At 46.3% G+C, this 16,877-nt stretch carries 17 protein-coding genes and 1 other annotated feature; of the genes, 13 read left to right on the top strand and 4 right to left on the bottom strand.

Going from position 1 to position 16,877, the window contains the following annotated elements:
* Nucleotides 1-46 precede the first annotated feature (46 nt).
* Both rpiB and upp read left to right on the top strand, forming a co-directional pair.
* Complete coding sequence (gene rpiB / locus ACGTIC_RS10045) at nucleotides 47-484, top strand: ribose 5-phosphate isomerase B (protein WP_059075970.1); 438 nt, start codon at nucleotides 47-49, stop codon at nucleotides 482-484.
* A gap of 42 nt (nucleotides 485-526) precedes the next feature.
* Complete coding sequence (gene upp / locus ACGTIC_RS10040; RefSeq protein WP_059075971.1) at nucleotides 527-1,150, top strand: uracil phosphoribosyltransferase; 624 nt, start codon at nucleotides 527-529, stop codon at nucleotides 1,148-1,150.
* 88 nt (nucleotides 1,151-1,238) lie between these two features.
* Here the strand turns inward: upp and metA are convergent, their stop codons facing one another.
* Nucleotides 1,239-2,171, bottom strand: a complete 933-nt coding sequence (gene metA / locus ACGTIC_RS10035) for a homoserine O-succinyltransferase (RefSeq protein WP_113855753.1) — start codon at nucleotides 2,169-2,171, stop codon at nucleotides 1,239-1,241.
* A gap of 81 nt (nucleotides 2,172-2,252) precedes the next feature.
* Nucleotides 2,253-2,497: a binding site (T-box leader), on the bottom strand.
* Between the two features lie 193 nt (nucleotides 2,498-2,690).
* Between metA and rplM the strand changes: the two genes are divergently transcribed.
* The 5 genes from rplM to ACGTIC_RS10010 all read left to right on the top strand — a co-directional run bounded on the left by rplM (nucleotide 2,691) and on the right by ACGTIC_RS10010 (nucleotide 8,203).
* Entirely contained in the window at nucleotides 2,691-3,131 is a 441-nt protein-coding gene (rplM, locus tag ACGTIC_RS10030) for a 50S ribosomal protein L13 (protein WP_059075973.1), read from the top strand.
* Nucleotides 3,132-3,152: 21 nt separating this feature from the next.
* A complete protein-coding gene (rpsI, locus tag ACGTIC_RS10025) occupies nucleotides 3,153-3,545 on the top strand; it encodes a 30S ribosomal protein S9 (RefSeq protein ID WP_059075974.1) in 393 nt (130 codons plus the stop codon).
* A 321-nt stretch (nucleotides 3,546-3,866) separates the two neighbouring features.
* Nucleotides 3,867-6,374: an autotransporter outer membrane beta-barrel domain-containing protein gene (locus ACGTIC_RS10020; RefSeq protein WP_162816242.1), complete on the top strand. Its 2,508-nt coding sequence runs from the start codon at nucleotides 3,867-3,869 to the stop codon at nucleotides 6,372-6,374.
* 203 nt (nucleotides 6,375-6,577) lie between these two features.
* Complete coding sequence (locus ACGTIC_RS10015) at nucleotides 6,578-7,231, top strand: TetR/AcrR family transcriptional regulator (protein ID WP_113855755.1); 654 nt, start codon at nucleotides 6,578-6,580, stop codon at nucleotides 7,229-7,231.
* A gap of 201 nt (nucleotides 7,232-7,432) precedes the next feature.
* The gene (locus ACGTIC_RS10010; RefSeq protein ID WP_113855756.1) at nucleotides 7,433-8,203 is read left to right on the top strand and encodes an EFR1 family ferrodoxin; all 771 of its coding nucleotides are present in this window, start codon (nucleotides 7,433-7,435) and stop codon (nucleotides 8,201-8,203) included.
* Nucleotides 8,204-8,287: 84 nt separating this feature from the next.
* On the opposite strand, the gene ACGTIC_RS10005 is transcribed toward ACGTIC_RS10010, so the two are convergent.
* Both ACGTIC_RS10005 and ACGTIC_RS10000 read right to left on the bottom strand, forming a co-directional pair.
* Entirely contained in the window at nucleotides 8,288-8,701 is a 414-nt protein-coding gene (locus ACGTIC_RS10005; protein WP_059075978.1) for a flavodoxin, read from the bottom strand.
* 13 nt (nucleotides 8,702-8,714) lie between these two features.
* Nucleotides 8,715-9,272 carry a DUF3793 family protein gene (locus ACGTIC_RS10000; protein ID WP_113855757.1) on the bottom strand — a complete coding sequence of 186 codons (558 nt, stop codon included), beginning with the start codon at nucleotides 9,270-9,272 and terminating at the stop codon, nucleotides 8,715-8,717.
* Between the two features lie 553 nt (nucleotides 9,273-9,825).
* Here ACGTIC_RS10000 and ACGTIC_RS09995 point away from each other — a divergent pair.
* Nucleotides 9,826-10,035 (top strand): hypothetical protein, encoded by a 210-nt coding sequence (locus tag ACGTIC_RS09995; protein WP_059075980.1) that lies wholly within the window; start codon nucleotides 9,826-9,828, stop codon nucleotides 10,033-10,035.
* Nucleotides 10,036-10,118: 83 nt separating this feature from the next.
* Nucleotides 10,119-10,634: an HMA2 domain-containing protein gene (locus ACGTIC_RS09990; RefSeq protein WP_059075981.1), complete on the top strand. Its 516-nt coding sequence runs from the start codon at nucleotides 10,119-10,121 to the stop codon at nucleotides 10,632-10,634.
* Nucleotides 10,635-10,747: 113 nt separating this feature from the next.
* Here ACGTIC_RS09990 and ACGTIC_RS09985 read toward each other — a convergent pair whose 3' ends face one another.
* Entirely contained in the window at nucleotides 10,748-12,850 is a 2,103-nt protein-coding gene (locus tag ACGTIC_RS09985; protein WP_113855758.1) for a heavy metal translocating P-type ATPase, read from the bottom strand.
* A gap of 459 nt (nucleotides 12,851-13,309) precedes the next feature.
* Between ACGTIC_RS09985 and ACGTIC_RS09980 the strand changes: the two genes are divergently transcribed.
* From ACGTIC_RS09980 to ACGTIC_RS09965, 4 genes are all read left to right on the top strand, one after another.
* The gene (locus ACGTIC_RS09980; protein WP_059075984.1) at nucleotides 13,310-13,528 is read left to right on the top strand and encodes a hypothetical protein; all 219 of its coding nucleotides are present in this window, start codon (nucleotides 13,310-13,312) and stop codon (nucleotides 13,526-13,528) included.
* 82 nt (nucleotides 13,529-13,610) lie between these two features.
* A complete protein-coding gene (locus tag ACGTIC_RS09975) occupies nucleotides 13,611-13,889 on the top strand; it encodes an HMA2 domain-containing protein (RefSeq protein WP_059076028.1) in 279 nt (92 codons plus the stop codon).
* Nucleotides 13,890-13,893: 4 nt separating this feature from the next.
* A complete protein-coding gene (locus ACGTIC_RS09970) occupies nucleotides 13,894-14,517 on the top strand; it encodes an HMA2 domain-containing protein (RefSeq protein ID WP_075581143.1) in 624 nt (207 codons plus the stop codon).
* 5 nt (nucleotides 14,518-14,522) lie between these two features.
* Nucleotides 14,523-16,610, top strand: a complete 2,088-nt coding sequence (locus ACGTIC_RS09965; protein WP_113855759.1) for a cation-translocating P-type ATPase — start codon at nucleotides 14,523-14,525, stop codon at nucleotides 16,608-16,610.
* Nucleotides 16,611-16,877 lie beyond the last annotated feature (267 nt).

Raw genomic sequence — 16,877 nt, 5'->3', positions numbered from 1 at the left:
TGTCGCATCGGTGTTTATTTTATTTATGTACAGGAGGAAATAGTCTATGAAATTAGTAATTGGTGCAGACCACGGTGGTTTCGATTTGAAGGAAAACATCAAACAATACTTGGACGAACAGGGAATTGCCTACACTGATTATGGTACACATACGCCGGAACGGTGTGACTATCCGGTCATTGCCAAAAAGGTAGCTGAAGCCGTTGCCGATGGTACATTTGACAGAGGTATCCTCGTCTGCGGTACCGGTATTGGTATTGGTATTGCTGCCAACAAGGTCCATGGCATCCGGGCTGCTTTGTGCCACGATATGTTCTCTGCCGAATACTGCCGCCGCCACAATGATGCCAATATTCTCACTATGGGCGGCCGGGTCATCGGTCCGGGCCTTGCCAGAGAAATCGTCCGCATTTTCCTTTCTACGGGGTTTGATGGCGGCCGTCATGAAGTCCGTGTCAACATGATTAAGGAAATGGATAAATAAGCCGCAAGGCAGCTATATGTCATAAAGAAAGGAATATACCACATGCAGATCGAAGTATTAAATCACCCGCTGATTCAGCACAAAGTGACGCTGATGCGGAAAAAAGAAACAGATTCCAAAGATTTCCGGGAACTATTAGAAGAAATTACCATGCTCATGGCCTATGAAATCACCAGAGACCTTCCCCTGGAAGACATAGAAATTGAAACGCCGCTGCAGAAAATGACGGGCAAGCAGATCAGCGGCAAGAAGCTGGTCATTGTCCCTATCCTGCGCGCCGGCCTGGGAATGGTTCAGGGCATGCTCAATCTCATGCCAATGGCAAAGGTAGGTCATATCGGACTGTACCGCGATCCGGAAACGAAGAAGCCGGTCGAATATTATTGCAAGATGCCTGATATCGAAGGCCGTGATTTCATTATCGTCGATCCCATGCTTGCTACAGGCGGCAGTGCTTCGGCGGCTATTACACTGCTCAAGCAGCGGGGAATCAAGAATATCAAGTTCATCTGCCTGGTCGCAGCTCCTGAAGGGGTACAGTGCCTGAACCGTGAACATCCCGATGTAAAGATTTATGCAGCGGCACTCGATGACCGCCTGAACGAAAACTGCTACATCCTTCCCGGTCTGGGTGATGCCGGTGACCGTATTTTTGGTACGAAATAACGGACAATAGGAAACGATTCCACCGATAGAAAATGGACTGTAACGAAATGGGAATATCGCCTGTTTTCGTTACAGTCCATTTTAGTTATCAGTGAGCGCAGGCGACATGACCAATTTCTTCCGGTATATACGGTGTTTCCTGGTAGACCAGGTTGAGCCAGTTATGATAGAAGATATGGGCATAGCTGCACCAGGTAAAGGCCGGCGTCTTGCGGTCATCATTATCAGGATAATAATTGGCCGGCGGAGCGATGGGAAGGCCTTTATTCTTGTCGCGTGTATATTCCTTGGCCAGTGTATCCCGGTCATATTCGAAATGGCCGAGAATAAAGAACTGGCGGTTGTCCGGCGTGCCGATGATATTGATGCCGTTTTTGGTATTGCGTGAAAGGATTTCCAGTTCTGGTGTATTGTAGACGGCGACATCATCGATAGCCGTATGACGTGACTGGGGAATAAAATAACGGTCATCGAATCCACGCAGCAGAGGATGGTGGCGACGTGTAAGCTGATATTCATAAATGCCGAACAGCTTCTGGGGCAGGAGCTGTTTTTTGATATGGTAGAAGTGATACAGTGCAGCTTGGGCACCCCAGCAGAACGACAGAGTAGAGTAGACATGGGTACGGGACCAGTCCAGGTATTTTACTAATTCCGGCCAATAATCTACTTCTTCAAAAGGCAGTGTTTCTACGGGAGCGCCGGTGATAATGAATCCGTCATAGTAGGTGTCCTTGATTTCGTCGTACGTGCGATAGTTGGCATCGAGGTAGGATGCATCAGTATTGCTGCTGATATGGGTAACCGTGTGACAGAAATCGACTTCTATCTGCAGGGGCGAGTCGCCGAGGAGGCGGAGATACTGGAGTTCTGTAATTTTTTTGAGCGGCATGAGGTTCAGAATCAGGATGCGCAGGGGACGGATGTCCTGGTGTAGTGCCTTGCGGCGGTCGATAGTGGCGATTCCTTCTTCGTGTAATTTTTCTTTTGCGGATAATCCGTCAATGATTTTGATTGGCATGATACGATTCCTCTTTTCTTTTGATGTACGTTGTAGTTACTTGACGGTTGCCGGCACTACGCAAAAAAAGCTTCCGCCCCAGTAAGGGACGGAAGCACCGTGATACCACCCAATTTCACTGTTTCCTCACGAAAACAGCCTCTTCAGGTACGCAGGCCCTAAGGCCCTCAATACCATAGTACGATAACGGGTACAACCGGACGGCCTGACTATTCGGCACGTCTGCTCAGAGTCCATCTTCTGCAGCGCTTTCTGTGCTCCATTGCACCGGACAGGAGCTCTCTGTGACAGTCCCTGCTGCATACTCTTCTCGTCTTAGCAACGCTATCAAGTTGATGGGCTCATTCTAACATGCTTATACCAGATTGTCAAATAGAAATTGTCAGAAAAATAGCTTGACAAAGACTGCCGGGACGGGTAATATATATAGGTAAGCTTTTCACTTGGACTCCACCAGCCCCGGAGAAAAAGATCCTAAAGCTTAGGCTTAAGATAGTTATTCAGGGAGGATTATACAGCATGAAAACTACATTTATGGCCAACGCCAGCAACATTGAACGTAAATGGTATGTTGTTGACGCTGAAGGTCAGACATTAGGTCGTCTTGCTGCCGAAGTCGCAAAAGTTCTTCGGGGAAAACATAAACCGACATTTACCCCGCATGTAGATACAGGCGATTATGTAATCGTTGTAAACGCAGCAAAAGTAAAACTCACAGGTAAAAAACTCATTCAGAAGACGTATTTCCGTCATTCCGGCTATCCCGGTGGTTCTTCGTTTACACAGGCAGGCCACATGCTTGAAAAACGTCCGGAACGCGTTGTTGAAATGGCTGTTCGCGGCATGCTGCCGAAGAACAAACTGGGCGAACAGATGTATCGCAAACTGAACGTATATGCTGGTGCTGAACATCCGCATCAGGCACAGCAGCCAGAAGAATTAAAGTTGAACATTCGTTAATATAACCGGGAGGAAGATTTCATGGCAGTAGCACAGTACTACGGCACTGGCCGTAGAAAAACCTCCGTTGCCAGAGTTCGTCTGGTTCCGGGTCAGGGTAATATCACAGTAAACAAAAAAGGATTGACCGAATATTTTGGCCGTAAAACGCTGGAACTCGTTATTAAGCAGCCTCTCGTACTGACCGGTGTTACCGAACAGTATGATGTCATCGCTGACGTTAAGGGTGGTGGCCCGTCCGGTCAGGCTGGCGCTATCCGTCACGGTATCAGCCGTGCACTTCTCGAAGTCGATGCTGATTTCCGTCAACCCCTCAAAAAGGCTGGTCTTCTTACACGTGATCCGCGTGAAAAAGAACGCCGTAAATATGGTCTTAAGAAAGCTCGTAAAGCTTCCCAGTTCAGCAAACGTTAATCACGCTGTATATTGTTACAATTCCATAATACAGGTAAACCGCATGAATAAGCCATTCATGCGGTTTTATTTATGTCTAATTTTTTTAAAATTGACTGACTCTGAATAAATTCAAATACGTGAGAGCATGAAATACACGTACAATATACGTACAATATACAAATTATAAGTGGTTCACAACTTGATGTCATTACATTACTATATATTTAAATTTACCATGCTTAATTATAATGCAGGCGATGCTACATTGAAATAATTAAAATAAGATATATAATATTAACATATAGTACATAAAAAATATAAAAACATGGAGGTATGCATATGAAGAACGGACGGAATTTGCGACGACTTATCTTATTCAGTTTGGTTGCTGGTTGTACACTGGGAGGATTGGTTAGCGGAGATGTGTACGCTGATGGATATCCACCTTATGAACAGATTTTGTATATCAATGAAAATAATACGGTAACTCAGCATGATACAGACCCTCATCTTCAAGTGGATACGAGCGGATTACTCAAGGATGGGAATTTTACGTATGATACAGGAGATAGGCTTTCAAAAGAAAAACGGGGCCTTATCATCATGAATTCCAAGAAAGACCTGAATTCATATACTGTTCGTGCCACACTTGGAGCCGATTCGTCTAAGACCATGGCCGATTACCAAAAGAGTGATTATCAGACTGTTTTATTAGAACCGAAATACAATGGTGCTACGATTCGCGATGTGAATCTTCAGGTCGATGGATTGCTAGCCCATAAGTATGGCGGTGGTGTTGGCGTTTATGGCATTTATAGCTCAGGTGCTATGAGTCTTGATAATCTGACGATAAAATCGGATTTAACAAATGCCATTAAAGACAGCGGTATCGTCAATACCAATGCCTATTTCATCGGAAAAGGGACCACAAATATCGGAAATTTGTACATTGATACCAAACTGGATCCCAATTGTACGACGGGACGCAGTATTGCGCATAATGGCTTATATGCTGACCAGGGGGCTGTCATCAATGTCACGGGGAATACCTATATTAACGACCAGATTGCAACGGGAACTCATGAAGGCTACGACAATGAGTATGAAATCGATACCAAGGGAAATGTTAATACCATTAGCAAAAACGATGCCGTATCAGCTAAGCACGGTGGTGGCTCAACGGTCAATATCAATGCTAACGAAGATGGAACCATCCTGAATCCGGAGAATACCGTCCAAATTTACGGTAACCTTGATGCAAAAAAAGGAACTATCCGCGTCGGATTTTCTGGTAAAGATTCCTATTGGTATGGTGCCGGTGTCGGCCTGATTAACTATGATGAAGCGACACAAACGTATGGTGATGTCCGCGGTGACAGCCGGCTGCAGGTTACGTTGGCCGATGGTGCCAAGTGGGTTCCCGACATTATGCTGCGCGGAAAAGATGAACAGGGGCTGGATACACGGAGCAATTATCTGAGTGCCATTACCCTCGATAAAGGTGGCATCATTGATACGCATGCCTATAATGTCCATACTGAGGATAAGGATACAGTCAATAATCTGGTCCTGTATAACTTGAAATCCAATGAAGGGACTTTCGTCATGGATGCCAGTGGGGCTAAAGTAAATAATGCTTATCGCAACGCGGGTACCGATTTCTTCACCATTAAAGATGGCTCGGGCCTGGTCTATGTCCAGCCAGCGGATATTTCTGCATTAAAAGGCGTCAGCACTGATAACCCGGTCCGCTTTGCCGATGCCGCTGCTGGCATTACTTTTAAAGCGATTACTAAAACTTCGGATATTTCAGATGGGGCCCTGTTTGATTATACGCCGGCCATTGATAAGAATATTGTGTCTGAACGGTTTGGGACTAACGGCAATGACTGGTATTTTGTCGATTATTCTGAAAATCCGACGGATAATATCAAGATTCCTGTAGCCTCTGCCTCTGCCGTACATGGTGATTTGTTATCGCACCGGAACATCGACACATTGAACCAGCGTCTTGGTGAATTGCGGGACTATAGTGACACGGAAGATGGTGTCTGGTTCCGCATGAAATCTGGGGAAACGGAATCGGATAAATATGGTCATTACAACTATCGTTGGAACTTCTATCAATTAGGCTACGACCGGACTGTGGCCGATAATCAGAATGGTAAATGGCACATCGGCGGAGCTTTTCACAGTGCCATGGGCGATGTAGACTATCATCATGGAGATGGCGATATGCGTAATTATGGGGGCTCCTTGTATGCTGGCTGGGCTGGCAGCAAAGGCCATTATATGGATTATGTCTTGTCCTACAGCCATTATAACAACAAATACAATGTTTACCATGATGGCATGAAAGCGGCAGATGCGGACTATTCGGATCATGCCTGGATGGTTAGTGCCGAATATGGCCGTAAGTTCGACATGGGCGGTAAATGGTTCATCGAGCCGCAATCTCAGCTGGTATATGGCAAATCTGGTGGAAGTGACTATACGTTATCGAATGGTGTTAAAGTACATGATGATGGAGAAGACAGCCTGATTGGCAGACTGGGGTTCCGCCTGGGCAAATCTTTTGCTACAGCAAAAGGACAGGAACCCAACCAGATTTACTTAAAATTCAATGCTCTCCATGAATTTTCCGGAGATTGGGACATGGCCCTTTGGGGAACCGATGCCTCCTATTATCAGCATTGTGATGGCGGAGATACGTGGTATACCTTTGGAATTGGTGGTAAAGTTTCCCTGACGGACAATACTGTTTTTTATGGAGACGTTGAAAAGTCTTTTGGTGGGGATGTAACAACCAAATGGCAATTCAATGCAGGACTTCGTTTCTTATGGTAAAGAAGCAATAAAGAAGAGACTGCTCCATCGCATAGGTAGGAAAAAAGAATAGGTTTATCAAAAAAGGCCCCGCATGGTGATTCTTTTTAGCGGGGCTTTTTGAGACCTGTTCAATTTTTTAACGGCAGGCCTTTTTTCTTGACAACTTTCCTGTTTCATTTTACACTATATTTGTAATATTGAACGCGTTCAAGGCGGTGAGAATGACGAAAAAAAATAAAGAGAATATGAGTGGCGTGCGGCAGCGCATCCTGGCGACGGCAAAGGACTTATTTGTCCATCAGGGATATAAGAAGACGACCATCCGTCAGATTGTTGAAGAGTCAGGCGTATTGACGGGCAGTATTTATTATTTTTTTAAGAATAAGGAAGATATTTTTCAGTCTCTTGTATTATCTTTGTTCTGCCAATGTAATTATCTCATTGGTGAGCATTTTCATGATGAATCGTCAGCTTTCCGTTACGCGGCCCTGTGTCAGGTCGAATTTGAAGCAGTACGCATGAATGAACTGGTACGGGAAACGTATTATGAAGGCTATACCTCACCGGTCATTTTTGAAAAAATAACGAACCATCTGACGGAAATGACCATACAGATTTTCGGTGACAGCCTGACTCTTTCCCGCGAGGACGTATTTCTCCGGTCCCTCCTGATTAAGGGGGCTATGCGGAGTTATGTCATCCAGTTCGGCTTTTCCACTTCCGTCGATGCCGGCCGGTACAGCGAAATCTGTCTGCGTACGGCACTGGAACTATTGGGGGTAGGCTGCAATGAAACCGACGCCGTCCTGGAACGGCTGCGGGAGCGGTTGCCGGAAATCAGGGATATTGTCAATACGATAATCCATCAGCAATGAAGTTGCGTATCCGGACCCTGCCGCCGCATGAAAAACGGAGCAGAAAAATAAAAAAATCATGGTAATCACCACGATTACATGACCATATGTATTAAAATATATGGAATTTTGTATTCATATGTGTTATAGTGATATTATAGTTAAGAAAAAGTAACACTAAGACAGAACGTGACAAAATCAAATGTAATGAGGTGAAGGAAAATGATACTTTATTTTTCCGGCACAGGTAATTCATTGAGCGCTGCGCGGTTTTTGGCCAGAGAGACGGGGGATACGGCTGTTCATGTGGTAGATCTGACGGCTCACTGTGGCACGTGCAGGGGAATTCAGGATAAAGTCATCGGTTTCGTATTTCCCGTTTATTTTGGTGATCTGCCTGATCCCGTACGGGAATTTGCAGAATATACACGGTTTGCACCTTCGACCTATTTTTATGCGGTAGCTACTTGTGGCAGTACACCCGGCAATGCCTTGTACAATCTGCAGGAAATTCTGGAACGGAAACGCTGCCACCTGTCGTATGGGCGGGCAGTGCCTATGATTGCCAATAGTACAGCTACATGGAAAAAGGGCGTGACGTATGATTTGAGCCGTCTTGAAACAGCCCGGAAAAAATTAGTATCTATTGCTACAGCCGTACGGGCCAGAACGGTCAATACGGACGAAGTAAAGCGCTCTCTGACGGGATCGCTTATGGCCATGCAGCTTGTCCGGCACATGGGAAAACGGCGCTTTGCCATCAGCGTGGATATAGAGGCCTGTACCGGGTGCGGGATATGTGAGCGTCTTTGCCCTATGCATAATATCACTATAAAGAATGGGAAAGCCCGTGCAGGTGATCAGTGTGTATCGTGCATGGCCTGTGCCCATTGGTGTCCATCGGGAGGTATCCTGGTTCATGGACACGCTATTTCCCGGGAAGACCAGTATCATCATCCCGATATAGAAGTCAAAGACCTTTTCTTGCGCTGATAAAAACGGGACTGATGCAGAATCGTATTCTGTGTCAGTCCCGTTTCTATATGAGAAAAAAAGGAGTCGGCCCGGTGAATCTTGTTATTGAGCGGCTGCTGCTTTGCCGAGAGCAGCGCATTCTTCTGAATTATCGGGTGTTTCATTGACGATAGCCGTACCAAATACGACAGCGCCGGCGTCCTGGGCGCGCTGTTTCCATGTGTCCATCCATTCGCCGGTTCCCCAGCCATAGGAACCGAAGAGGCCCACTTTTTTACCATTTAATTTGGGAGCGATGGCCGTAAAGAATGGTTCGACCACACTGTCTTCCAATTCTTCTGAACCCATAGCAGGGCAACCCAGGAGAATGACGTCATGCTGAGCGACGGCATCGGGGGTCGTATCTTCCATCAGAACACTTTCTACATCAGCACCGGCGGCTTTAACAGCGGCGGCGATTTCCTGTGCCATAGCTTCTGTGTTTCCTGTACCACTCCAATATGCGATTTCTACCATAATTGAGTCCTCCTTATGCTACGATGAGCTTTTCTAATGTCGTGCCGATGGCAAAGCGGTCCATATAATCTTTGCGGCAGCACGTATAGGCATGAAATAAGGCGGCGGCCTGACGAACATCGCCATATACTTTCCATTCACCGCACAGCTTGGCATGATTGCCTTTGTTTGTAATGAACCCCAGCACATCGGCGAGAGGGTACCCCAGGAATATTCCTGATTCGTGTGGAAAACAGCCGTCTTCCTGGAAGCGCTGGGAAAGGTGATCTAAAAGCTGTGATATGCTGCTGTACGGATGATATCCATATGACTGGAGAAACCGTGCAATATAAGATTTCCGGGTATAAGCTTCTACCATTTCCGGACGAAAGACGTATAATAGTGTCCGCTGGGGGCACTGATAGAGAATGCGGAAATATAGCCCTTTACTATTATATTGACGGTTATACTGGGCGACGCTGGTTTCATATTCTTCCGCCGTACCTTCCCGGTGAAGACAGAGCAGTGCACCCATTTTCAGACGGGCCAGTGTCGGCGCGCAGTATGTGACAAGTAAATGATCGATGTTCATGTCAGTCCTCCTTCCTGTATTTTTCTGCCATAGTTACTATACCAATTATGATAACTAATGTCAATAGTTATTTGAGATAAAATATCAAAATAACATGATATAATGTGGATTAAAGCCGTAAAAAAATAATTTTACGATATTAATTATCATAAACAAACATATAAATCAATCGGATGCGGGCTTTATTTTGATATATATATCCATAAACTAGAGGCAGATTATACGCAGAGATCGGAGCGTCTGTCTACTGCATTAAATAAATGTTTATGATAATCATTTATTTAATTTAACATAAAATATATTTTTACACTGTGTATACTATTCAATAATAAATGATAATTATGCAAACTTAACTATAAAAATCCGCTATAATAAATATTTAAATATATAAATTAATAAATATATAAAACAACAACAAAAAGATTTATGAAAAAATAAGGCGTATTTTGTTATTGACATTCATTTACTTGCGTGACTATAATAAAGAAGATAAGGGGATTTGTGTATTCCTGTTATTTTTATATGTTGTATCTGTAGTTAGGAGAGGATTTTTATGTTTCAGAATACGAATTTTTGGATTGGCTTAGGTATTGGCGTCGTAGCAGGTATCTTTGGGTATAAGCTCATGCAGCAGAGACAGCAGCAGCTTCTTGCCCTGCAGCAGCCGGCACCGGCAGCCGCTGGTACACCGTCCCTGGAAGAACTGCAGCGTCAGAAAGAAGCTTTGGAAGACATGATTGCCGCACAGGAAGCGCAGCAGTAATATTTTAGTCTATATAACCGGTGTCAGCCTGGCTGCACCGGTTATTTTGCTAGCTGGCATAAAGGCCAGCAAGGAGGGATACGATGAAACGGATATCATTGGGACTGCCTCTGACCATTTCTCTTGCCGGTACGATTGGATCCCTTGTTGCCGGATCCAAACAGGCACATATTGCCTTTGGTATGGCACTGACAGGTCTTTCACTAATTCACGCATTTCAGAACCGGAAAGCGATGCTTGGGGCATGGGCCTGTAAACCGGTTCTGCCGGTCAGAAAACCGGTGTTGCCGCGGCCAGATGTATTGGACAGACTGCCCTGTGTAAGAAACCCCTTTCCCGGACATGGAGAAGTCGTTTTTTACATACCGGGACGCATACGCCTGTATATCCGGGAACTAAAAGGACAGGAAGGATACAAGAAGGTTTTGTGGGAAACATTAGAAGCCTTCCGTCAGATTGGTCATCTGGACATGAATTCCCGGACCGGTTCTCTGCTGATCGTGTATGATCCGGAAAAAGGAGCGGCATTGGAACCGCTTCGACCTTATATCCGCTATGCGGCATCCCACGCCCGCCACAAAGGGTTCCCTGCCGGATAAACGCTTACAGGCCGGCTGTCTGCCGGCCTGTAGCTGCACGTATTAATACGGAGCTGTCTCCTGAAACGAACTCGTCAGGATCCAGCTCCGTATTTTGTGCTTCAATGTATTATTTATGCCCGCAGGGCTCTCATGGAATTGAGTACTGCCAGAATCATGACGCCTACGTCGCCAAATACAGCTTCCCACATAGTGGCCATACCCAGCGCGCCCAGAATGAGGAGCAATCCCTTGATACCCAGTGCCAGGACGATATTCTGCCAGGCAATGCCTTTAGTTGCTCTTGCTACGCGGATAGCTGTCACCAGCTTGGAGGGTTCATCGGTCATGAGGACGACATCGGCCGCTTCAATAGCTGCGTCGGATCCGAGACCGCCCATGGCAATGCCTACATCCGCTCTGGCAAGTACGGGCGCATCATTGATGCCGTCGCCGACAAAGGCTAATTTCTTTCCAATCTGCTTGTGGGCATCCAGCTCTTCCAGCCGATCTACTTTATCTTGTGGCAGCAGTTGGGCATAATAGGTATCCAGTCCCAGTTTTTGGGAAACGGTCCGGCCAATGTCTTCTGCATCTCCTGTAAGCATAACCGTCTGGGAGACGCCGGCATCTTTGAGTCCCTGGATAGCCTGCCGGCTGTCTTCTTTGATTTCGTCGGTGATATGCAGACATCCGGCGTACGATCCGCCATAGGCGATGTACACTTTGGTTCCAGCTGCCGGACTGGGAGTAAACGTGATGTGCTTTTGATGGAGCAGCGTTTCATTGCCGGCCAGAATTTCTTTTCCTCTGTAGACGACGCAGATTCCCAGACCGGATAATTCCTGATAATCTGATAAAGTCGTCGTATCAATCGGATTTTTCCAGGCCTGGCGGATAGACTGGGCAATGGGATGGCGGGATTGAGATTCCGCCAGTGCTGCAAGATGAAGGACCGTGTCTTTGGAAAAATTGTCAGTGGAATCGATTGCCGTGACGCGGAATACGCCTTTGGTGAGTGTGCCAGTTTTATCGAAAACAACCGTACCGAGCTGGGTCAGGGCTTCCAGATAATTGCTGCCTTTGACCAGAATGCCCTTGCGGGAAGCCGCACCAATGCCACTGAAAAAGGTGAGAGGAATAGAGATGACTAAGGCGCAGGGGCAGGAAATGACGAGGAATATAAAGGAACGGATCAGCCAGTCGGCCCAGAGACCACCGAAGAAGAGGGGAGGGACCAAACCGAGGAGCAGCGCACTGAAAACGACGAACGGCGTGTAATACCGGCAGAACCGGGTAATGAACCGTTCCGTTGGCGCTTTGCGACTGGCAGCATTCTGTACGAGGTCAATGATTTTGCTGGCCGTCGATTCCCCAAAAGTACGGCTGACTTTGATTTCGATGACTCCATCTTTGGCAATACATCCGGAAAGGGCTGTATCTCCGCTGTGAACACGGCGGGGAACCGATTCTCCTGTCAGTGCCCGCGTATCGAGAAGTGAACTGCCGCTGATGACCTGGCCATCCAGGGGAATCCGTTCTCCCGGATGAACGATGATCGTCGAACCGATGGCGATGGTATCAGGAGCTACGGTGATTTCTTTGCCGTCCTGCCTGATGTGGGCAACGTCGGGACGGATATCCATGAGACCAGAAATGGAACGACGGGACCGGTCTACTGCCATGTCCTGGAACCATTCGCCAATCTGGTAGAACAGCATGACGGCAACCGCTTCCGGATATTCGCCGATGCCAAAGGCTCCGATGGTGGAAATGCTCATGAGGAAATGTTCATCGAAAATCCGGCCATGGGTGATATTGCGCAATGCCTGCCAGAGAACGTCATAGCCCAGGATAAAATAGGCGGCTATGAGTCCTGCCAGGTAAGTAATACCGGTAAAAGAGTAAAAGGAATGAAGGACCATGATGATGGCATACAGGATGGCGCCGGCGGCCAGGCGGATGATGCGGTTTCGCGTATTTTCATTCTCCTCACTGCAGCCCGGAGATGCTTCTGACTGTTCCTGCACCTCTACATCAGGTTCGTGTGTATGTACGATTGATTCGATGATGGGAGTTATCGTACGGGCCCGGTCCTCATCCAGCGTAATCGTCAGAGTCTGTTTCATGAGATTTACCGTAGAGGAAGTAATGCCTTCCAATTCGCCTACCTCTTTTTCAATCTTAGCGGAGCAGTTCGGGCAGTCCAGCCCTTTTAAAACAAATACTTTTTCCATCTCAAGCACCTTCTTTGATTAGTATAGTATATAAACTTCATTTCTAACATTTAAACATATGAACATATCTTCATTTGTTTTATGCTATTAGCATACGCTGTCTGATGGCAGATGTCAAGATGATATTTTTATTATAATAATATTATTCAGTAAACTGGATTCAGTAAACTGGGCAGGTATTTATTAAGGTTCATATAAAACCTTCAAGCTAGAAGATATTGATAAATAAATCTAAAATTATATAATGCATAATAAGGCACATAAACGTATCTCCGAAGACAAGGCGATAAAATACATGTATATCAAGGGCGTTCAAAAAATTTAAAAACATAATATCACAATATTGACAGTAATTACCGATTTCATATATAATAATTAATGTAAAAAGTTATCAATTTCACAACAGAAGCTTCGTACTTCTGATGAAGGACGGAGCCGGATAAAAAGGAGATGTCCCGTATGTTTCAGAATCAGGATTTTTGGATTGGCTTAGGCGTGGGTGTACTGGCAGGTATTTTCGGATATAAACTGATGGTCGAAAGAGAACAGCAGCTACTGGCTCTGCAGCAGCCGGCTGCTACAGCAGCATCGGCTACAGTTCCTGTTGCTGAATTACAGCGTCAAAAAGAAGAACTCGAAGATATGATTGCCGCACAGGAAGCAGCACAGGCTAAATAATCAGAAGAAAAGAGACTGTCTCGCCCTCCTGGGACAGTCTCTTTTTCTTGTGATATCAGAATTTGTGAAAGGTAAACAGAATATGCTGCCATTTTCAAAATGGGATATTATTATGCGGTCTGTGCAGATATCTTCTTATATTCCAGGCCGTATCCGGCTCTACAGCAAGCGGTTGATAGGTAATGCCGGATTGTGCCGGCAGGTATATGCGTATATTTCCAGCTATCATGAAATAGATTCGGTTGAAGTCAATATGGTGACCGGTTCCGTATTAATCAAATATCAGCCTGGCCTGCTCCGGACAAATCACGAATTGGCGAAAGTGGAACAATACGTCGTCAAGCGCATAGAAAGGAGATAACAACGTGTCTTATGTATCAGGATTCATGATTGGTGCCTCTATTGGTAAGTCGATTCACCAATTTTTTAGTAACTCCGGCCATTCAGGCGTCGCCCACAACACTATACCAGATTCCCGGCCTGTTCCTGTTTTACCGTTTTTTAGCCGGGCATCCCAAAGTCCGGGACGACGCCGTTATTATGCCAGAAGCCTCGTACGCAATCAGGCCCTGGCCGGCCTCCTGGCACAATGTCTGTATAAAATGTCGGGCATCCGCCGTGTTGAAATCAATCCCCGAACGGGCAGTATCCTCCTCCTGGGGGATGAAAAAACGCTCGATACGGTCGAAAAGGTGTTGAGTGAACAGGTTTTTTCTGTTCCCTTACCGGGGGAAGAGCTGATGAAAGAACTGGACGAAGCTAAAACGATGGAACAGAAAGTCGAATCAGACTTCCGTCATACCGCTGCTGATGTCTGCCGTATGTTCAATCAGGGAGTATCGGACAGTACAGGTCATCTGCTTGACTTGAAAGCGCTGGTTTCCCTCATATTCATTATACGGGGACTGCGCCGGACTATCGCGATGAATGAACGGGCGTCTGGTCCGCAGCTCTTATGGTGGGCGTACAGCCTTTTGAGAGGAAAGTGATTGTTATGTATATGTGTACCAAGTTACGGCTCCATGCAGAAATCCCTGCCCGGATCCGTCCTCTGCTGGGAGTGCGGCTGCGCCAGCTGCGAGGTGTCGTAGCGGCCTCGACTGACGGCCGGCTGGTTACTCTGTATTATAGACGGCCGTTTGATCCCCGCTCGGCTCTGCCTTTGCTGTACAGCTTTGAAAAAACGTATGGTGCAAAACGGGAAGAACGAAAAGATTTGGATATTGCTTCCTATAAACGGGAAGCAATCCTGTCTGTTGGTGGATTTATTGCCATGAATATCCTGCGCAAAACCAATCCGGCATTTTACGATAGCATTCTTTTGTTCCGCCGGCTCTTTACCCTGTTCATTGCCCGCCGGTTCATTAAAAACGGTGTTCTTGGTGTCGTCCGCGAACATCAGGCCAATGCCGATACGTTGACGGCGACAGCTGTCGTTGCATCGGTTCTGGCAGGGAAGCCCGAATCCAGCCTGACTCTTCTGGCTTTATCCAACGGGGCAGAAATGCTGACAGAATATGCGGCAGAACGGGCACGCAAACAGATTTCAGGCTTGTTACGGCTGGATCAGCGTGATGTATGGCTTATCGAACAGGGAAAAGAAAAGAAAGTCCCCGTAGAATCGTTAAAACCAGGTGATCACATCGCAGTTCACCTCGGCGAAAAGATATGTGTTGACGGGCGTGTCGTAAGTGGCAATGCCGCGGTAAACCAGGCCTCCATTACCGGCGAATCGAATCCGGCAATCAAGCAGAAGGGCTCTTTCGTCTACGCGGGCAGTGTCATTGAAGCGGGAAGTCTGGTCATTCACGTGGAAAAGGTCGGCAACGATACATCCCTGGCCCAGATTATCCATCTCGTAGAAGAAGCTCAGACGAGACGTGCTCCGGTACAGAACTTTGCCGATAAGATGGCAAATATGCTGGTACCTATTTCATTCATCGGTGCGGCAATCGTCTATGGTGCGACCAAAGACTGGCAGCGTGTTTTGAACCTGTTGTTCATTGATTTTTCCTGCGGCCTGAAGCTTTCTACGGCTACGGCTATCTCTGCGGCTATTGGTGTGGCTGCCCGCAAGGGTATTCTGATCAAAGGCGGCAACTACATCGAAAATCTTGCTGATATCGATACTATTGTTCTCGATAAGACCGGCACCATTACGATGGGGGTTCCGCAGGTACAGCAGATTCAGACGGCACCTGGCGTCGATGAAAAAGAAATGATCCTGCTGGCTGCTTCAGCGGAAATGCATTCAGTTCATCCACTGGCTGTCGCCATCCAGAAATACGTCAAAAATCATAAATGGACGACGCCGTCCCATGATACATCGGAAACGATTGTGGCACGGGGAATGCGTGCCGTCGTGCCTGACTTTGAAACGTATAAAGGCGGTACGATTCTCGTCGGCAGCCGCCGTTTCATGAACGAAGAAGGTGTCACGGGCCTGCCGGAAGCTATGGGAAAGACCGTTGGCAAGAGCCTTCTCTATGTAGCACGTGATGGGGCGTTTATCGGTTTCATGGCCATTCAGGATCCGATACGGCCAGCTATGAAGAAGACGCTGAATCAGATGCGCCGTCTTGGCATCGATGAAGTTGTTATGCTGACTGGCGATTCGAAAGAAGTGGCTGCAGAAGTAGCCCGCGATATGGATATTGATTCCTACCATGCAGAAATCCTGCCGGAAGACAAGGCAAATTATGTCATGAAGCTTCAGAAACGGGGGAACGTCATGATGGTCGGCGATGGGATTAATGATGCGCCGGCCCTTGCATTTGCTGATATCGGTGTCAGCCTGGGTGGCAATAAGACGGATATTGCTGCAGAATCGGCAGCCATTACTATCCGTTCGGAAGATCCGTCCAAATTGTATGATGCCCTGGTCATTGGCCGCAAAACGATGAAAATCATTAATCAGAACTTTACGGCGACCATTGTCGTCAACTCGGCAGCTATGCTGCTGGGGGCTCTGGGAAGGATCAGTCCGCTTTGGGCCGCTGTGATTCACAATACGGCTACACTCGCAGTCGTCATGAACAGTGTCCGCATCCTGGGTCCGGCACGAAGTGTGAAACGATTTTAATTTTCAAAGATATTAGAAATAGATTCATGATATAGTACGAAATAAAAAAGCGAAAGGTATCATATGTAACATATTGTTACGATATCTTTCGCTTTTTATTTATATTAATTATCGATTATATTATCATTATTACATAATATGTTATAAAATTATGCCTATATAAAGGAATTTACAGATAGATTGCTTAATAAATTTATGAAAATGAAAACAAGTATTGACAACCAGTACGTGATTTTATATACTATATATCGTAATGAATAATGTTAT

Origin of the sequence: Megasphaera hexanoica (assembly GCF_043520715.1) — a bacterium.
GTDB lineage: Bacteria > Bacillota > Negativicutes > Veillonellales > Megasphaeraceae > Megasphaera > Megasphaera hexanoica.
This window is presented reverse-complemented; position numbering and strand designations above follow the sequence as displayed.

Coding starts and splice junctions, on each gene's coding strand:
- rpiB (WP_059075970.1), top strand. CDS start 47: ATGAAATTAGTAATTGGTGCAGACCACGGTGGTTTCGATTTGAAGGAA.
- upp (WP_059075971.1), top strand. CDS start 527: ATGCAGATCGAAGTATTAAATCACCCGCTGATTCAGCACAAAGTGACG.
- metA (WP_113855753.1), bottom strand. CDS start 2,171: ATGCCAATCAAAATCATTGACGGATTATCCGCAAAAGAAAAATTACAC.
- rplM (WP_059075973.1), top strand. CDS start 2,691: ATGAAAACTACATTTATGGCCAACGCCAGCAACATTGAACGTAAATGG.
- rpsI (WP_059075974.1), top strand. CDS start 3,153: ATGGCAGTAGCACAGTACTACGGCACTGGCCGTAGAAAAACCTCCGTT.
- ACGTIC_RS10020 (WP_162816242.1), top strand. CDS start 3,867: ATGAAGAACGGACGGAATTTGCGACGACTTATCTTATTCAGTTTGGTT.
- ACGTIC_RS10015 (WP_113855755.1), top strand. CDS start 6,578: ATGACGAAAAAAAATAAAGAGAATATGAGTGGCGTGCGGCAGCGCATC.
- ACGTIC_RS10010 (WP_113855756.1), top strand. CDS start 7,433: ATGATACTTTATTTTTCCGGCACAGGTAATTCATTGAGCGCTGCGCGG.
- ACGTIC_RS10005 (WP_059075978.1), bottom strand. CDS start 8,701: ATGGTAGAAATCGCATATTGGAGTGGTACAGGAAACACAGAAGCTATG.
- ACGTIC_RS10000 (WP_113855757.1), bottom strand. CDS start 9,272: ATGAACATCGATCATTTACTTGTCACATACTGCGCGCCGACACTGGCC.
- ACGTIC_RS09995 (WP_059075980.1), top strand. CDS start 9,826: ATGTTTCAGAATACGAATTTTTGGATTGGCTTAGGTATTGGCGTCGTA.
- ACGTIC_RS09990 (WP_059075981.1), top strand. CDS start 10,119: ATGAAACGGATATCATTGGGACTGCCTCTGACCATTTCTCTTGCCGGT.
- ACGTIC_RS09985 (WP_113855758.1), bottom strand. CDS start 12,850: ATGGAAAAAGTATTTGTTTTAAAAGGGCTGGACTGCCCGAACTGCTCC.
- ACGTIC_RS09980 (WP_059075984.1), top strand. CDS start 13,310: ATGTTTCAGAATCAGGATTTTTGGATTGGCTTAGGCGTGGGTGTACTG.
- ACGTIC_RS09975 (WP_059076028.1), top strand. CDS start 13,611: ATGCTGCCATTTTCAAAATGGGATATTATTATGCGGTCTGTGCAGATA.
- ACGTIC_RS09965 (WP_113855759.1), top strand. CDS start 14,523: ATGTATATGTGTACCAAGTTACGGCTCCATGCAGAAATCCCTGCCCGG.